15 protein-coding genes are annotated in these 13,733 nt (G+C 66.7%); 5 read left to right on the forward strand and 10 right to left on the reverse strand.

Annotated elements, in window-relative coordinates; genetic code table 11:
- Nucleotides 1-9: 9 nt before the first annotated feature.
- Nucleotides 10-1,176: an AI-2E family transporter gene (locus tag ACSQ1W_RS02470; protein WP_436041522.1), complete on the forward strand. Its 1,167-nt coding sequence runs from the start codon at nt 10-12 to the stop codon at nt 1,174-1,176.
- The gene (hda, locus tag ACSQ1W_RS02475; RefSeq protein ID WP_436041523.1) at nt 1,173-1,883 is read left to right on the forward strand and encodes a DnaA regulatory inactivator Hda; all 711 of its coding nucleotides are present in this window, start codon (nt 1,173-1,175) and stop codon (nt 1,881-1,883) included. The genes ACSQ1W_RS02470 and hda overlap by 4 nt, the downstream gene beginning before the upstream one ends.
- Before the next feature lie 4 nt (nt 1,884-1,887).
- Here the strand turns inward: hda and murU are convergent, their stop codons facing one another.
- Both murU and ACSQ1W_RS02485 read right to left on the reverse strand, forming a co-directional pair.
- On the reverse strand, nt 1,888-2,595 hold the full coding sequence (gene murU, locus ACSQ1W_RS02480; protein ID WP_436041524.1) for an N-acetylmuramate alpha-1-phosphate uridylyltransferase MurU: 708 nt from the start codon (nt 2,593-2,595) through the stop codon (nt 1,888-1,890).
- Nucleotides 2,592-3,608: an aminoglycoside phosphotransferase family protein gene (locus ACSQ1W_RS02485; RefSeq protein ID WP_436041525.1), complete on the reverse strand. Its 1,017-nt coding sequence runs from the start codon at nt 3,606-3,608 to the stop codon at nt 2,592-2,594. Before ACSQ1W_RS02485 ends, murU begins: the two co-directional genes overlap by 4 nt.
- 71 nt (nt 3,609-3,679) lie before the next feature.
- Here ACSQ1W_RS02485 and ACSQ1W_RS02490 point away from each other — a divergent pair, with 71 nt between their 5' ends.
- Nucleotides 3,680-5,086, forward strand: coding sequence for a mannose-1-phosphate guanylyltransferase/mannose-6-phosphate isomerase (locus ACSQ1W_RS02490; protein WP_436041526.1), 1,407 nt, complete (start codon nt 3,680-3,682; stop codon nt 5,084-5,086).
- Between the two features lie 12 nt (nt 5,087-5,098).
- On the opposite strand, the gene ACSQ1W_RS02495 is transcribed toward ACSQ1W_RS02490, so the two are convergent.
- From ACSQ1W_RS02495 to ACSQ1W_RS02505, 3 genes are all read right to left on the reverse strand, one after another.
- Nucleotides 5,099-5,527 (reverse strand): hypothetical protein, encoded by a 429-nt coding sequence (locus ACSQ1W_RS02495; protein ID WP_436041527.1) that lies wholly within the window; start codon nt 5,525-5,527, stop codon nt 5,099-5,101.
- A 71-nt stretch (nt 5,528-5,598) separates the two neighbouring features.
- On the reverse strand, nt 5,599-5,865 hold the full coding sequence (locus tag ACSQ1W_RS02500; RefSeq protein ID WP_192270122.1) for a GlsB/YeaQ/YmgE family stress response membrane protein: 267 nt from the start codon (nt 5,863-5,865) through the stop codon (nt 5,599-5,601).
- A gap of 130 nt (nt 5,866-5,995) precedes the next feature.
- A complete protein-coding gene (locus ACSQ1W_RS02505; protein WP_436041528.1) occupies nt 5,996-7,486 on the reverse strand; it encodes a M20 family metallopeptidase in 1,491 nt (496 codons plus the stop codon).
- A 240-nt stretch (nt 7,487-7,726) separates the two neighbouring features.
- Here ACSQ1W_RS02505 and ACSQ1W_RS02510 point away from each other — a divergent pair, with 240 nt between their 5' ends.
- A complete protein-coding gene (locus ACSQ1W_RS02510; RefSeq protein WP_436041529.1) occupies nt 7,727-8,068 on the forward strand; it encodes a ComEA family DNA-binding protein in 342 nt (113 codons plus the stop codon).
- A 287-nt stretch (nt 8,069-8,355) separates the two neighbouring features.
- The gene (locus ACSQ1W_RS02515; RefSeq protein WP_436041530.1) at nt 8,356-8,946 is read left to right on the forward strand and encodes a HutD/Ves family protein; all 591 of its coding nucleotides are present in this window, start codon (nt 8,356-8,358) and stop codon (nt 8,944-8,946) included.
- 12 nt (nt 8,947-8,958) lie between these two features.
- Here ACSQ1W_RS02515 and ACSQ1W_RS02520 read toward each other — a convergent pair whose 3' ends face one another.
- The 5 genes from ACSQ1W_RS02520 to ACSQ1W_RS02540 are packed head-to-tail and all read right to left on the reverse strand — an operon-like array spanning nt 8,959 to nt 13,678.
- Nucleotides 8,959-10,599: a sulfite reductase subunit alpha gene (locus ACSQ1W_RS02520; protein ID WP_436046076.1), complete on the reverse strand. Its 1,641-nt coding sequence runs from the start codon at nt 10,597-10,599 to the stop codon at nt 8,959-8,961.
- Nucleotides 10,600-10,601: 2 nt separating this feature from the next.
- Nucleotides 10,602-11,594 (reverse strand): FAD:protein FMN transferase, encoded by a 993-nt coding sequence (locus ACSQ1W_RS02525; protein ID WP_436041531.1) that lies wholly within the window; start codon nt 11,592-11,594, stop codon nt 10,602-10,604.
- A 45-nt stretch (nt 11,595-11,639) separates the two neighbouring features.
- A complete protein-coding gene (locus ACSQ1W_RS02530) occupies nt 11,640-12,452 on the reverse strand; it encodes a DUF4198 domain-containing protein (RefSeq protein ID WP_192270115.1) in 813 nt (270 codons plus the stop codon).
- Nucleotides 12,453-12,483: 31 nt separating this feature from the next.
- The gene (locus ACSQ1W_RS02535; protein WP_436041532.1) at nt 12,484-13,014 is read right to left on the reverse strand and encodes a DUF2271 domain-containing protein; all 531 of its coding nucleotides are present in this window, start codon (nt 13,012-13,014) and stop codon (nt 12,484-12,486) included.
- A 28-nt stretch (nt 13,015-13,042) separates the two neighbouring features.
- Nucleotides 13,043-13,678 (reverse strand): PepSY-associated TM helix domain-containing protein, encoded by a 636-nt coding sequence (locus ACSQ1W_RS02540; protein WP_436041533.1) that lies wholly within the window; start codon nt 13,676-13,678, stop codon nt 13,043-13,045.
- Between the last annotated feature and the right edge of the window lie 55 nt (nt 13,679-13,733).

Raw genomic sequence — 13,733 nt, forward strand, 5'->3', positions numbered from 1 at the left:
GGACGCTGCATGGATCTTTCCACCACGCCGGCCGGTACGCTGGCCCGTCGCTGGCAATGGCTGCTGATCGCCCTGATCGTCGGCTGGCTGATCTGGCTGCTGGCGCCGGTGCTCACCCCGTTCGTGTGCGCCGCGTTGCTCGGCTGGCTGGGCGATCCGTGGGTGGACCGGCTGGAACGCAGCGGTCGCTCACGCACCACGGCGGTGGTGCTGGTATTCACGCTGATGCTGCTGTTGCTGACGCTCGCGCTGGTGCTGCTCGTGCCGATGATCGAACGCCAGGTGGTGACGGTGATCGAGTCGCTGCCGGCATACCGCGACTGGTTCGTGCAGACGGCGTTGCCGTGGGTCGAACGCCGCACCGGGCTGGAACTGGTGGCCTGGCTCGATCCGGATCGCGTGACCGAATGGATCCGTGGCCACTGGCAGCAGGCGGGTGGCGTCGCGGCCACGCTGTTCGGCTATTTCTCCCGTTCCGGTTTCGCCGTGATGGCGTGGGTCGCCAACCTGGTGCTGCTGCCGATCCTGACGTTCTACTTCCTGCGCGACTGGGACACGCTGGTCGAACGCATCGCGGCACTGGTGCCGCGTGATCACATCGCGACTGTGACGCGACTGGCGCTGGAGTCGAACGAGGTGCTGGGCGCGTTCCTGCGTGGGCAGTTCCTGGTGATGCTGGCGCTGGGCGCGATCTACGCGATCGGCCTGTCGGTCGTCGGGCTGAAGGTCGGCCTGCTGGTCGGCATCATCGCGGGCCTGATCAGCTTCGTGCCGTACCTGGGTACGGCGACGGGCATCGTGCTCGGCGTGATCGCGGCACTCGTGCAGTCGGGTGGCGACTGGTCGCTGGTGGCGATGGTGATGGGCGTGTTCGTGGCCGGCCAGATGCTGGAAGGCTACGTGCTGACGCCGCGCATCGTCGGTGATCGCATCGGCCTGCACCCGGTGGCGGTGATCTTCGCGATCATGGCCGGTGGCCAGCTGTTCGGTTTCCTCGGCATGCTGCTGGCATTGCCGATCGCCGCAATCGCCAACGTGCTGCTGCGCTTTGCGCACGAGCGCTACACACAGAGCCGTCTGTATGCCGGCGACCGGCCGTCCATCCTGCTGGATTCCTATATCGACACCGGCAGCGTGGAACAGGCGGCAGGCCGCGGCGACACCGACAAGCCGTGAGCCGGGACGTGCAGGGTGAAAACCTCGGGCCGCAGCTCCCGCTGGCGCTGCGTTATCCCCCGGACCAGCGTTTCGACAGTTTCATCGCACCCCCCGTGGGCGCCATCCCTGCGCTTTCTGCGCTGGCAACGGCAGCCGGTGCAGACTGGGTGTACCTGGCCGGCGCGTCGAGGACCGGCAAGACCCATCTGGCGTTGGCGGTCTGTGCGGCGGCCGAACAGTCGGGACGGCGGGCGGTGTATCTCCCGCTGGCCGCCGCTGCGGGACGCCTGCGCGATGCGCTTGACGCGCTCGAGGGCAACGACGTCATGGCGCTGGACGGGCTGGACGCCATTGCGGGTACGCGCGCAGACGAAGTCGCGCTGTTCGATTTCCACAATCGCGCGCGTGCCTCAGGCGTGAACGTGCTGTACACCGCGCGCGGTATCCCGGATGACATCGGACTGGTGTTGCCGGACCTGCGCTCACGCCTGCAGCAATGCCTGCGCGTGATGCTGGATCCGCTCAGTGATGAAGATCGTCGCGAAGTGCTGCGTGATCGTGCGCAGCGACGCGGACTGGTGCTCGAAGATGCCGCGCTCGACTGGCTGCTCACGCGCACGGACCGCGATCTTGGCGCGCTGGTCGCCTTGCTGGACAAGCTGGATCGCGCTTCGCTCGCCGCGCAGCGCCGGATCACCGTGCCGTTCCTGCGGCAGGTGCTCTGAGGGATCAGCGCTCAGCGAGCGCCCGTTCCAGTTCCGCAAGGCGGTCGGGAGTGCCTACATCGGTCCATCGGCCCGCGTGGCGTTCGCCACAGATGCTGTCCTTGTCCATGTGGGCGCGCAGGATCGGAGCCAAGCGGAAGCGCGACTTGCCGTTGGCAGCAGTGCTGGCGTGCTCGTCGACATGGTGCTGCCAATCGTCGAGCAAAGCCGCCCGATAGATGCCGATGCCAGCGTAGGTAAGGCGGCTTTCTCCGTCTTCGCGGACGTAACCTGCTTCATCCAGCGCGAAGTCGCCGTGTGTGGCGTAGCCGGGCGGATCTATCATCACGAGGTGCGCTAACCCATCCGGCTCGCGCGGCAGGCGGGCGAAGTCGAAGTCGGTCCAGATGTCGCCATTCACCAGCAGGAAGGGTGCTTCACCCAGTAGGGGGCGCGCATTGAGCATGCCGCCGCCGGTCTCCAGCGGCGTGTCGCCTTCATGCAGGTAGTGCAGCCGCAGGCCCCAGCGCGCACCGTCGCCCAGCACGGACGGGAAGCGGTCGGCCAGCCAACTGGTGTTGACCACCACATCCTCCACGCCCATCGCCGCGAGTTTTTCCAGGTGCCAGACGATCAGCGGCTTGCCACCGGCTTCGATCAGGGGCTTAGGCGTATGGTCGGTGAGTGGCCGCATCCGTTCGCCGAGGCCTGCTGCGAATACCAGGGCCTTCATGCGATTTCACCGCGGGCATGCAGCACGGGCTTGATCCGTGTGTCGAGCAGGGTCCGCAGGCCGGACAGCTCCGGATAACGCGGCAGCACCTCGTCGAGGTAGCGGATGAAGCGCGGCACATCCGGCAGATAGCGGGTCTTCCCATCACGGTAATGCAGACGCGAGAAGATGCCGAGGATCTTCAGGTGCCGTTGGATGCCCATCCAGTCCGCGTCGCGCAGGAAGACCTTGAGTTCGGGCACCGGCACGCCGGCACGGCTCGCACGGGCGTGGTAGCGCGCGAGCCAGCCATCGACGCGTTCGATCGGCCAGCTCAGGAACGCATCCTTGAACAGGCTCATCGCGTCGTAGGCCACCGGTCCGCGCACGCAATCCTGGAAGTCCAGCACCGCGGGACCGGGCGTGATCGGCATCAGGTTGCGCGGCATGAAATCGCGGTGGGTCAGTACGCGCGCCTGGTTCAGCGCGTTGTCCATCAGGCGGCGCTGCGCCAGTTCCAATCCTTCGGATTCGCCGCAGTCCAGCGTCAGGCCCAGGTGGCGGCGCAGGAACCATTCGTCGAACAGCCCGGCATCACGCTGCAGCAGCGCTTCGCCGAACTCGCCCATGCCGTCCGGTGGCGTGATGGCCTGCAGGCGCAGCAGCTGTTCGATGGCGGCATCGAACCAGGTGTCGGCGTTGTCGTCGCTGATCACGTGCGCCAGCGTGGGGCCACCAAGGTCTTCGAGCAGCAGGAAGCCGAGATCGGTGTCGATGGCCAGCACGTCCGGCACGCGGACATCGCCGCTGACCAGCAGGTCGCGCATCGCCAGCCAGGGCCGCACGTCCTCGAGTCCGGGCGGGGAATCCATCACGATCCGTCCGGGACCGTCGCCCAGGCTGCGCCAGTAGCTGCGGTAGCCGGCGTCCATGGAGGCGCGTTCGAGCTGCGCGTAGGGGTCGCCGAGTGCGCCGCGCGCCCACTCCAGGCGCTGGGCGCCTCGCCCGGAAGGGTCCTGAATCGTTGGGTTCATGAAGTTGCGGCCGAGCAAAGACAATCAGGATCACAGGGTAAACTGGCGCCCTACCGACTTGCGAGGCTTGCATGGCCAAAATCCAACCTGTGCTGCTGTCCGGCGGCTCTGGCACGCGTCTGTGGCCGCTCTCGCGAGAGGCCTATCCCAAGCAGTTCCTGCCGCTGGCCGGTGACGACACCATGGTGCAGGCGACCTGGCGGCGCGTGGAGGCCATCGCCGAACTCGCGCCCATCGTGGTGGCGAACGAGGAGCACCGTTTCCTGGTCGCCGAGCAGTTGCGCCAGATCGGCGCGCCGGTGCCGGCGATCCTGCTGGAGCCGGTCGGCCGCAACACCGCGCCGGCGATCGCCGCCGCGGCGCTGCAGGCGATGACGAACGGCGATGATCCGCTGCTGCTGGTGCTGCCGTCGGATCATGTGGTCCGCGACGTGGCCGGCTTCCAGCGCGCCGTGCGCGCGGCGTCCGCTGCCGCGGAAGCCGGCGCGCTGGTGACCTTCGGCATCGTCCCCGACGCACCGGAGACGGGCTTCGGCTACATCCAGGCCGAGGCCGGCGACGGGCTGCGAAAGGTATCGCGCTTCGTCGAGAAACCCGATGCCGCGACTGCGCAGTCCTACCTCGATGCCGGCGGGTACTACTGGAACAGCGGCATGTTCCTGTTTCGCGCCAGCCGCTACCTGGAAGAACTTGCGCGCTTCCGTGCGGACATCGTCGAGGCTACGCGCGCGGCGCATGCGGCCGCGCGGCACGACGGCGACTTCGTCCGCCTGGACAAGGACGCCTTTGCGGCCTGCCCGTCCGATTCCATCGACTACGCGGTGTTCGAGAAGACGGACCATGCGATGGTGCTGCCGGTCGACATCGGCTGGAACGATGTCGGCAGCTGGTCGGCGCTGTGGGACGTCGCCGAGCGTGATGCCGACGGCAATGCGCACCACGGCGACGTGATCGCCGTGGACAGCCGTAACAGCTATGCCTACGCGCAACGGCTGGTCGCGTTGGTGGGTGTCGACGACATCGTGGTGGTCGAAACCGACGACGCCGTGCTGGTCGCCCGCAAGGATCGCGTACAGGAGGTCAAACAGGTCGTTGCGCAGCTGAAGAAGGAGCAGCGCAGCCAGGCCGTGCTGCATCGCGAAGTGCACCGTCCATGGGGCAGCTACGACTCCGTCGACAACGGCGGACGCCACCAGGTGAAGCGCATCAAGGTCAAGCCGGGCGCTTCACTCAGCCTGCAGATGCACCATCACCGCGCCGAGCACTGGATCGTGGTCAGCGGTACCGCGAAGGTGACGCGTGGCGAGGAGACACTGCTGCTGTCGGAGAACGAGAGTACCTACATTCCGCTGGGCGTGAAGCATCGCCTGGAGAATCCCGGCAAGGTGCCGCTGGAGCTGATCGAAGTGCAGTCCGGCAGCTACCTGGGCGAAGACGACATTGTCCGTTTCGAGGACGTTTACGGCCGCAGCCAGTAAGCCGGTTTGCGGTCAGGGCCTCGAGGTTGCGCGTCGCCAGACCTCGCGTTCGACGCGCTTGCCATCCTCGAAGCGCTCCAGCGTCCAAGTGTCGCCTTCAAGCGTGTAGCTGAAACGGTAGCTGCCGCCGTCGACCACCGGGTAGGACGCCATGCGTGGCGTCTCTACATAGGTCTCGGCATCGGCGGTGAAGGAGCCGGAGCCGCCCGCCCAGAAGCGACCGTCCTGCGCGGTGGTGAAAGAAAAATGGCCGTCGGCCAGCAGCTTGATGCCGCGCAGCTTCAGGCTGCTGTAGTCCTGCTCCCGGCCTTCGTTGTCGAGGTAGCTGCCGGACTCCAATTGCCACGCGCCGTCGAGGGGTGAGGCGGCGAGCGCGGTGCAGGAGGACAGGCAGGCTGTCGCCGCGAGCAGGTGGAACAGGATCGGCAGGATCTTGCGCATCGGAGCTCCTGGGCAGCCTGGAAAAAAGAATGCTCCCGGGCGGGAGCATTCGATCGTAGCGCGCGCGATGGTCAGCGCTTCTTCTTCACCATCGCGTAGATGACCAGCAGCACGATGGCGCCGATCACGGAGGCGATGAAGCCGGTCGGCTCGCCAGGCGCGTACCAGCCGAGCGCACCCCCGATGAAGCGGGCGAGCAGCGCGCCGAGGATGCCCAGCACGATGGTCATGAAGAAGCCGAGCTTGTCGTTGCCGGGCTTGAGCGCCCGTGCGAGCAGGCCGGCGAGAAAGCCGATCAGCAGGGTCCAGAGAATACCGCCACCAAAGATCTGTTCCATCGAAACACTCCGGTTGGGAAGGTGTGGGGCGTTGCGAGCCTAGCAGGGCAGAGGCCCGGACAGCCATCCCCGGCACCGGAGAAGAAAACGCCGGGTTTCCCCGGCGTTCCTTTCAACCCGTGGCTTCGGATCAGCAGCAGCCGTGGTCGCCGTGTTGTTCGCCGCCCGCTACCGCGGCGACGCCCGTGGTCTCGCCACGCACGCTGGCGGCATGGTGCTCGGCGATGACCCGCGCCACGCAGGCGGTGACCTTCTTGCCCATCGGGATGTGCAGGAACTCGTTCGGGCCATGCGCGTTGGAGTGCGGCCCCAGCACGCCGGTGATCATGAACTGCGCACCGGGGAATTTCTCGCCCAGCATGCCCATGAAAGGAATGGTGCCGCCTTCGCCCATGTACATCGCGGGCTTGCCGAAGAACTCGCGGCTGGACGCGTCGATGGCGCTCTCCAACCAGGGCGACATCGCAGGCGCGTTCCAGCCGGTGCTGGCTTTCTCAAGGTCCAGGCTCACTTGCGCACCGTTCGGCGGGTCCTTCTCCAACAGGTCCTTCAACAACTGGCCGGCCTGTTTGCCGTCCAGCGTCGGCGGCAAGCGCAGCGACAGCTTCACCGAGGTGTAGGGGCGCAGCACGTTGCCCGCCGACGACAGCGGCGGCATGCCGTCCACGCCGGTGACCGACAGGGCCGGGCGCCAGGTGCGGTTGAGCACCAGCTCGGCCAGGTCTTCGGCCATCGGCGTCATGCCGGGCAGGAACGGAAACTTGTCGAACACCGCCGTATCCAGCACGCGCGCCGCTTCCTGCGCCTGCGCCAAGCGGGCGTCAGGAATCTCGACCTGCAGGCCCTCCGGCAGGATGCGGCCGGTCTGTTCGTCCTCCAGCCGCGACAGCAACTGGCGCAGCAGGCGGAAGCTGGAAGGCACGACACCCGACGCATCACCGGAGTGCACGCCTTCCTCCAGCACCTTGACGGTGAAGTTGCCGCCGGCCAGGCCACGCAGCGAGGTGGTGCACCACAGTTGCTCGTAGTTGCCGCAGCCCGAATCCAGGCAGACGACCAGCGACGGCTTGCCGATGCGGTCGGCCAAGTGGTCCACGTAGGCGGGCAGGTCGTAGCTGCCGGATTCCTCGCAGGCTTCGATCAGCACCACGCAGCGCGCATGCGGCACGCCCTGCTGCTGCAAAGCCTGGATCGCGGCCAGCGACCCGAAGATCGCATAGCCGTCGTCAGCGCCGCCGCGACCATACAGCTTGTCGCCCTTGATGACCGGAACCCAGGGTCCGAGGTCGTCGTCCCAGCCGGTCATTTCCGGCTGCTTGTCCAGATGGCCGTACAGCAACACGGTATCGGCCCCGGTTTCCGGACCGCTGGCGGGAATCTCGATGAGGATCAGCGGGGTGCGACCCTCAAGGCGCACCACCTCCACCTGCATGCCGGGCACCGACTGCGCCTTCGCCCAGCGCTCCATCAGCTGTACGGCCTGCTCCATGTAGCCGTTGGCCACCCAGTCCTTGTCGAACATCGGCGACTTGTTGGGGATGCGGATGTACTCGACCAGCTGCGGGACGATGTCGTCATCCCATTTCTCGGCAACGTAACGGTCGACTTTGGCGGTATCCATGGCTACTCCGGGCACTGAAAGACTGGGTGCCATTCTACGCCTTGGCCAAGGGTAGGACTTTTCCTACATCCGGCCGCGGCGTTTACGGGCAGATTCCACCGCGCAAGGGCGATACCTTGGCTCCCGTCGGAGTTGGACACTTTCCCTACCGCCAAGGCCAATGGCCCATAGGCGGAAACATGACGGATGCCGCGACGCGTCCGTCATGCCAAGGAGTCCAACACCACAAGGAGAGTCGTCATGAAGTCGTTCATCCACATCGTGTTCGCCACCGCGCTGTCGCTACTGTTCGCCGTGCAGGCGATGGCGGCGGAGAAGGTCAACATCAACACCGCCGATGCGGCCGCGCTGGATCGTGTGCTGATCGGCGTGGGGCCGGCCAAGGCCGCCGCCATCATCGAGTACCGCAAGGCCAACGGACCGTTCAAGAGCGCCGAGGAACTGGCGATGGTGAAGGGCATCGGTCTGAGCACCATCGAGCAGAACCGCGACCGCATCGAACTGCGCACCGGCACGACGCCGGCAAGCAAGCCGGCCGCTGCCGCAGCGAAGCCCGCCAACAAGCCGGTGGCGCGCCGCTGATCGAATCCCGCGTCGGGTGTCTCCACAGGAGGTGGAACGCCGGGCGCAGGGGCAGGATGCCAGGGGGAGACAGGCAGGACGCCGACAAGGACGTATCCATACCGCGCTGGACGCGCAAGGGTCAGGAGCAGGCAGGAGCCTGATACTGGCAGGATGCCGACACGGAGGTGGACATCGCCCGGGCGCGCAGGATGCGCGTCCGGGCGATGTCGTTTCGGCCTCAGGCGCTTCGCATCACCGACCAATGGACGGGCTAGAATCGCGCCGCGCCCCGACGCGGAGACACCATGCCGACATCGTCACGCCTCATCCCTGCAAACGAATACCGGCGGGAGCGCTGGAAGAACGGCCTGGGCTGGACGCGTGAGATCGTGCGGATGCCGGACAGCGATGCGTGGGACTGGCGACTATCGATTGCCGAGATCGAGCGCGACGCGGCGTTCTCCTCGTTTCCAGGCGTTGACCGCGAACTGGTACTGCTTCGCGGCAACGGGCTGCGCCTCAGGTTCGATGATGGGCGCGCAGTCGATCTGATGCCGCCGCACGACCGGTTGCGCTTCGCCGGCGAAGACACGGTGACCGGTGAATTGATCGACGGAGTGACGCACGACTTCAATCTGATGTGGCGGCGTGATCGTGTCCGCACGCAGCTGCTGCATCGCCCGCTGGTGGGGCCGATGCTGTTCTTCACCGAGCCTGGCGTGCACTGGGTCATCCACCTGATCGCCGGGCAGGCGACCTTCGACGCCGACAGCGGCCTCGATCATCTCTGGAGTGGTGACACCGCGATCCTGATGCCAGGCAAGGAGCGGACGCGCCATGCGCTACAGGGTGGAGGCGAGCTTCTGGCCATCCGTATCGAGGACATCGACGGCTGACGAAGCGGCCGCTCAGTAAACGTCCCGGCGATAGCGGCCGGCGCCGCGAAGCTCCTCGATCCGCTCGTCACCTAGCATGCTGCGCAGCGCCGCATCCACCTCGGGTGCCATGCCGGCCAGACTGCCGCAGACGTACACCGTGGCGCCCTCGTCGATCCACTGCCGCAAGCGGTCGCCATGCGCGAGCAACGCGTGCTGGACATAGCGGTGTTCGCCACCGTCGCGGGAGAACGCCAGATCGAGGTGCTCGAGCTGTCCCTGCGACTGCCACGCAAGCAGTTCACCGGCGTGGAAGAAGTCATGCGTACGCTGGCGCTCACCGAACAGCAGCCAGTTGCGCGTCGCGCCCGACTGGATGCGCGCTTTCAGATGGGCGCGCAGTCCCGCAAGACCCGTGCCGTTCCCGATCAGGATCATCGGTACCTGGGGGGTGGGAGGGTGGAAATTCGGGTTGCGCCGGACCCGCAGTGCGATGGCGTCGCCGGCACGCGCGTACCGGCATAGCCAACCACTGCCCAAACCCGGCGTTCCATCCGCGCGCTGCATCAGGCGTACGAGCAGGTGCATGGCGCCGTCGGCGGGTACCGATGCGATCGAGTACTCGCGGTGGGGGAGGGGTGTGCAGCCATCCGCCAATGTTTGTGCATCCCGGGATGCCAGGGTCGATGCCTGGTCGGGCCAATGGCTGCGTGCCAGCACGGCCGCAAGCGGTTGCGTTTCTTCCTGCCAGCGCACCTGGATGTCGCCGGCCATGTCGAGGCGCTGCAGGAAGGCCTCGACCTCCGCGGCGGCGTGCCGGGGTCCGATCTCGGCGATATCGCCGGCCGTCCAGTCCGGCAGCGCACCGGCGTCCGGTGCAAGTGCGAGATGGAAGGCGGGCCCACCCAGGCTGCCGGGATTGAGTTCGATGCGTTCGCGCAGTCGCCACGACTCGTAACGGGGTGATGCCCAGTCCGGCGCCGCGTCGCCATTGCCGAGCTGGCCGATGTGGTGCTGCCAGTGACGCAGCGCGCTGTCGTCGGCGTTGTCGACCTCGACCAGGTCGAACAGCGGCTGCGCGTGTTGGCGCCGCAGCCAGTCGTCCAACTGATGGCCGAAGGCGCAGAACTGCTCGTACTCGCGATCGCCCAAGGCCAGTACGGCGTACTGCAGCCCATGCAGCCTTAGCGATTGCGACATGATCCGGCGGACGAAGCCCAGTGCAGGATCCGGCGGATCGCCTTCGCCGGTGGTGCTGACCACGAAGAGAGCCTTCGTGATGCCTTGCAGACGTAACACATCCAGATGCTCGAGCCCCGCGCGCTGCACTGTCGCGCCTCCGTGGCGCAGCGAAGCGGCCGTCATGTCGGCCAGTTCCATGGCAAAGCCCGTCTGGCTGGCATGCACCACCCATACGGCGTCCTGCGTGGCGGCGGCGGTTGGCTGGGTGGCCCGATCACGTGCATGCGCGCGATACAGGAACCAAGCGACCAGGCCGGCGTAAGCCAGTACGGAACCCGCCGCAGCGTAGCTGCGCGTCGCAGAAGGCACGGCTTGCCACCAGTCGCCCTCATGCAGGCTTGCGAGCAGCCAGGCGCACGCGGCCAGCAACAGCATGACCAGTGTGTTGCCGACGATTGCGGCGAATCCACGTGATGCGGTGGCGGTGGGCATGCTCATGCAGCGAGATGGCGCTCGAAGTCGGGTGTCATCGTTTCCCGCAGCCCATCGGCGGTGCGTTGCAGGAAGCGTGCGGCCAGGCCGTGGCCACGGGCGAACGCGTATCCCTCGGTGGCACCCATCACGGTCAGGGCGGTGGCCCAGGCGTCGGCATGCATCGCATCCGTCGCGACCACGGTGACGGCCGCCGCGGCATCGGTCACCGGTTCACCGCTACGGGGATCGATCGTATGCGAATAGCGCCGGCCGTCCTGCGAATAGGCGTGCCAGCGGTCACCGGAGGTGGCGACGGCCATGCCGTCGAGTGCCAGCACGCGCGGCTCCAGTCCTTCCGTGTCGGCTTCCTCGTCGGGCGAGGATTCCACCAGCACGCGCCAGGGCGTGCCGTCCGCTTTGCGGCCGTAGCCGTACAGCTCGCCGCCGACCTCGATCAGCGCTGCCTCGAAGCCTCGTCCGCGCAGCAGGCTGGCGACGATATCCACACCGTAACCCTTGGCAATGGCCGATAGATCGAGCATCACGCCGCCCGGCTGGCTGACGCGGCGTTGGTCCGGATCAAACCGTAGTTGCTGCCAGCCAACGCGCCCGCGCGCCATCACAAGATCCGCTTCGGCGGGCCTGCCCAGTGCACCGGCATGGGCACCGAAACCCCAGACGCCGACCAGCGGGGAGATGGTGGGATCGAAGGCACCGCCGCTGGTAGCCGCGACGTCCAGGGCGGTTCCCAGCACCCGCAGGAAATCATCCTGCAGGGCGAACCATTCCCCTCCGGACATGCGGTTGAAACGCATTATGTCCGCGTCCGCTTCCCACGTGCTCATCTGTGCGACCACCCGATCGAGGCGTGCCTGGATGGCGTCATGCAGGGCATGCAGATCGACGCGCGATGCGCTGACGCAGTGCACGGACCAGGTGGTGCCCATGGTCTGCCCACGCAGGGCATGCACGGGCGCCGCAGGCGCGGAGGCGGGGGGGAGGGAGATGTTCATTCCTGCGTGCGCCGCCGGAAGTGCGTCCGGCGGCGCGGTGTGGCCTTACTGCGGCAGCACTTCCAGCGTGGCGACGTAGCTCAGGCGACGCTGCTTGGCCTGCGGAATCGTGGTCTTGTCGTCCTGCGTACCGGTTTCCAGCCAGTACATGCCGGCTTCCGGCCACGTCACGCTGAACTGGCCGTTGGCATCGGTGGTGACCTTGATCTCTTCCTGCGCGTTGCGATAGCGCGTGCCGCCGCGAGTGATCTCGAACTCGAGACCGGCGGCCGGCTTGCCGTCGACCAGCAGCTTGAACGTGGCGGCTTCGCCTGCGAACAGATCGTTCGGGTGCGTGACCGGCAGCAGTTCGATGCCTTCGCCCGTCGCCTTCAGGGCGGTGTCGTTCGGCGAACCGTTGGTCACGAAGGTTTCGATACGGCCGATCGACTGCGACACCTGCAGGTTCTTCGCATCCTTCGGCACCTTGGTCGCCAGGTCTTCCGGCTTGGCGCCGCGCAGGCCGCCCGGCTTGCCGTCGGCACCTTCCCAGCGAACCATCAGGTTCTTGTTGACCGTGGCGATGCGGTACGTGCCCTGCTGCTTCAGTTCGACGTCGAACACCGTGCGGTACTTGCCCGTTGCCAGGTTCTGCGCTTCCGCGGTGCTGCCATCCGGCGCGGTGATGACCAGGCCTTCGGTGCGCAGCGGCACGTGGTTGAAGTAGAACAGGTCGTTGGATACCGCAGCATCCACCGTGATCCACGGATTGGTGCCGGCGATGACGGTCTGCGACGGCTGCAGCCAGGCCTTGTGTGCGAGGGCGGTGGCCGGAATGACGGACGCCAGGGCGATGGCCACGGCAAGGGAACGCTTCATCGGAATCTCCATCGGGATGCGTGGAAAGGGATCAGGGCTTGAGGGTCAGCGTGACGGCGCCGAGTTCGGAGGTGCCTTGCGCCTTCCCCGACTGCGACGCGCCCTTGGCGGGCCAGGTGAAGGGAATCTTCAGCAGTTCGCGGCCACCGACTTCGCGTGCGGCTTCGACGACCAGCGTGTACTGGCCAGGCGCCAGCTTCGCCAGATGCTGCTTGTCGCTGAAGCTCAGCGCGTGCTTGCCGACCGGCTTGGTGGGACCGGTCACGCCATCCACCGGCACCTGCAGCGAGCGTCCGGACTTGCGCCACCACTGGCGCATGTCGGGCAGCCACTTCGTACCGTGGCCTTCCGAGTTGCTGGTCTGCTGGTACCAGACGGACAGGTTGGCGGCGACCTTCTGGTCGGTACCCTCGATCCAGACCGCAACATAGGGGCGGTGGTACTCGGCGACGTTGAGCTTGGGGATCTCGACGTTGACGTCCAGCGTGGCGGCGTAAGCCGGGGTGGCCAGCAGGCCGCTGAGCGCAATGGTCAGCGTGGTGTGGACGGCGATCTTCGACATGCGGTCACTCGCGGTTCGTGGGGGGGAATCAGTGGATGAAGAGCAGGGCGATCAACAGCGGTACCAGCAGGCCCAGGCCGACCATCGGCCAGGTCATGCGGCGCTGGCGCCCATGCAGATAAAGGAGGAACAGGCCGGTGATGCAGAACACCAGGCAGGCCACGGCGAAGATGTCGAGGAACCATCCCCATGCCGGGCCGGCGTTGCGGCCCTTGTGCAGATCGTTGAAGTAGGAGACCCAGCCTCGGTTGGTCCGTTCGTACTCCACGGCACCGGTTTCGCGGTCGATGCTCAACCAGGCGTCGGCTCCGGGGCCAGGCATGGAGAGGTAGAGCTCCAGGTCGGACCATTCCGCCTGTCGCTTGCCGATCGATACCGACAATTCCTGCTCCAGCCAACCGGCGACGGCGGCGGGCAGGGGAGCGTTCCCTTCCTGCCGGTCGCCCAGTGACGCCAGCACCGGTGCCGGCATCGTGGCGGTCAGGTTGGTCACGTCGGGTGTGGCCTCGATCTTCGAGGCGTGGTTCAGCGTGATGCCGGTGACCGCGAACAGCAACATCCCGATCAGGCAGACCGCCGAACTGATCCAGTGCCACTGATGCAACGTGCGCAGCCAGAAGCCGCGGCGTTGTTGCTGGAGGGCAGGGGAAGCGGAAGGGGACAACGGCGGTCTCGACGCGGGGTGGAGCGGTTCGCCATTACATCACAGATGAGAATGG

It is taken from the genome of Pseudoxanthomonas sp. LjRoot143 (assembly GCF_964252945.1).
In the GTDB taxonomy this organism is placed as follows: Bacteria; Pseudomonadota; Gammaproteobacteria; order Xanthomonadales; family Xanthomonadaceae; genus Pseudoxanthomonas_A.

Bases quoted from the DNA above. Each gene is read 5' to 3' on its own strand.
- ACSQ1W_RS02485 (WP_436041525.1), bottom strand. From the start codon at position 3,608: ATGAACCCAACGATTCAGGACCCTTCCGGGCGAGGCGCCCAGCGCCTG.
- ACSQ1W_RS02515 (WP_436041530.1), top strand. From the start codon at position 8,356: ATGCCGACATCGTCACGCCTCATCCCTGCAAACGAATACCGGCGGGAG.
- ACSQ1W_RS02490 (WP_436041526.1), top strand. From the start codon at position 3,680: ATGGCCAAAATCCAACCTGTGCTGCTGTCCGGCGGCTCTGGCACGCGT.
- murU (WP_436041524.1), bottom strand. From the start codon at position 2,595: ATGAAGGCCCTGGTATTCGCAGCAGGCCTCGGCGAACGGATGCGGCCA.
- ACSQ1W_RS02500 (WP_192270122.1), bottom strand. From the start codon at position 5,865: ATGGAACAGATCTTTGGTGGCGGTATTCTCTGGACCCTGCTGATCGGC.
- ACSQ1W_RS02510 (WP_436041529.1), top strand. From the start codon at position 7,727: ATGAAGTCGTTCATCCACATCGTGTTCGCCACCGCGCTGTCGCTACTG.
- ACSQ1W_RS02525 (WP_436041531.1), bottom strand. From the start codon at position 11,594: ATGAACATCTCCCTCCCCCCCGCCTCCGCGCCTGCGGCGCCCGTGCAT.
- ACSQ1W_RS02520 (WP_436046076.1), bottom strand. From the start codon at position 10,599: ATGCCCACCGCCACCGCATCACGTGGATTCGCCGCAATCGTCGGCAAC.
- ACSQ1W_RS02470 (WP_436041522.1), top strand. From the start codon at position 10: ATGGATCTTTCCACCACGCCGGCCGGTACGCTGGCCCGTCGCTGGCAA.
- ACSQ1W_RS02530 (WP_192270115.1), bottom strand. From the start codon at position 12,452: ATGAAGCGTTCCCTTGCCGTGGCCATCGCCCTGGCGTCCGTCATTCCG.
- ACSQ1W_RS02505 (WP_436041528.1), bottom strand. From the start codon at position 7,486: ATGGATACCGCCAAAGTCGACCGTTACGTTGCCGAGAAATGGGATGAC.
- ACSQ1W_RS02535 (WP_436041532.1), bottom strand. From the start codon at position 13,014: ATGTCGAAGATCGCCGTCCACACCACGCTGACCATTGCGCTCAGCGGC.
- ACSQ1W_RS02495 (WP_436041527.1), bottom strand. From the start codon at position 5,527: ATGCGCAAGATCCTGCCGATCCTGTTCCACCTGCTCGCGGCGACAGCC.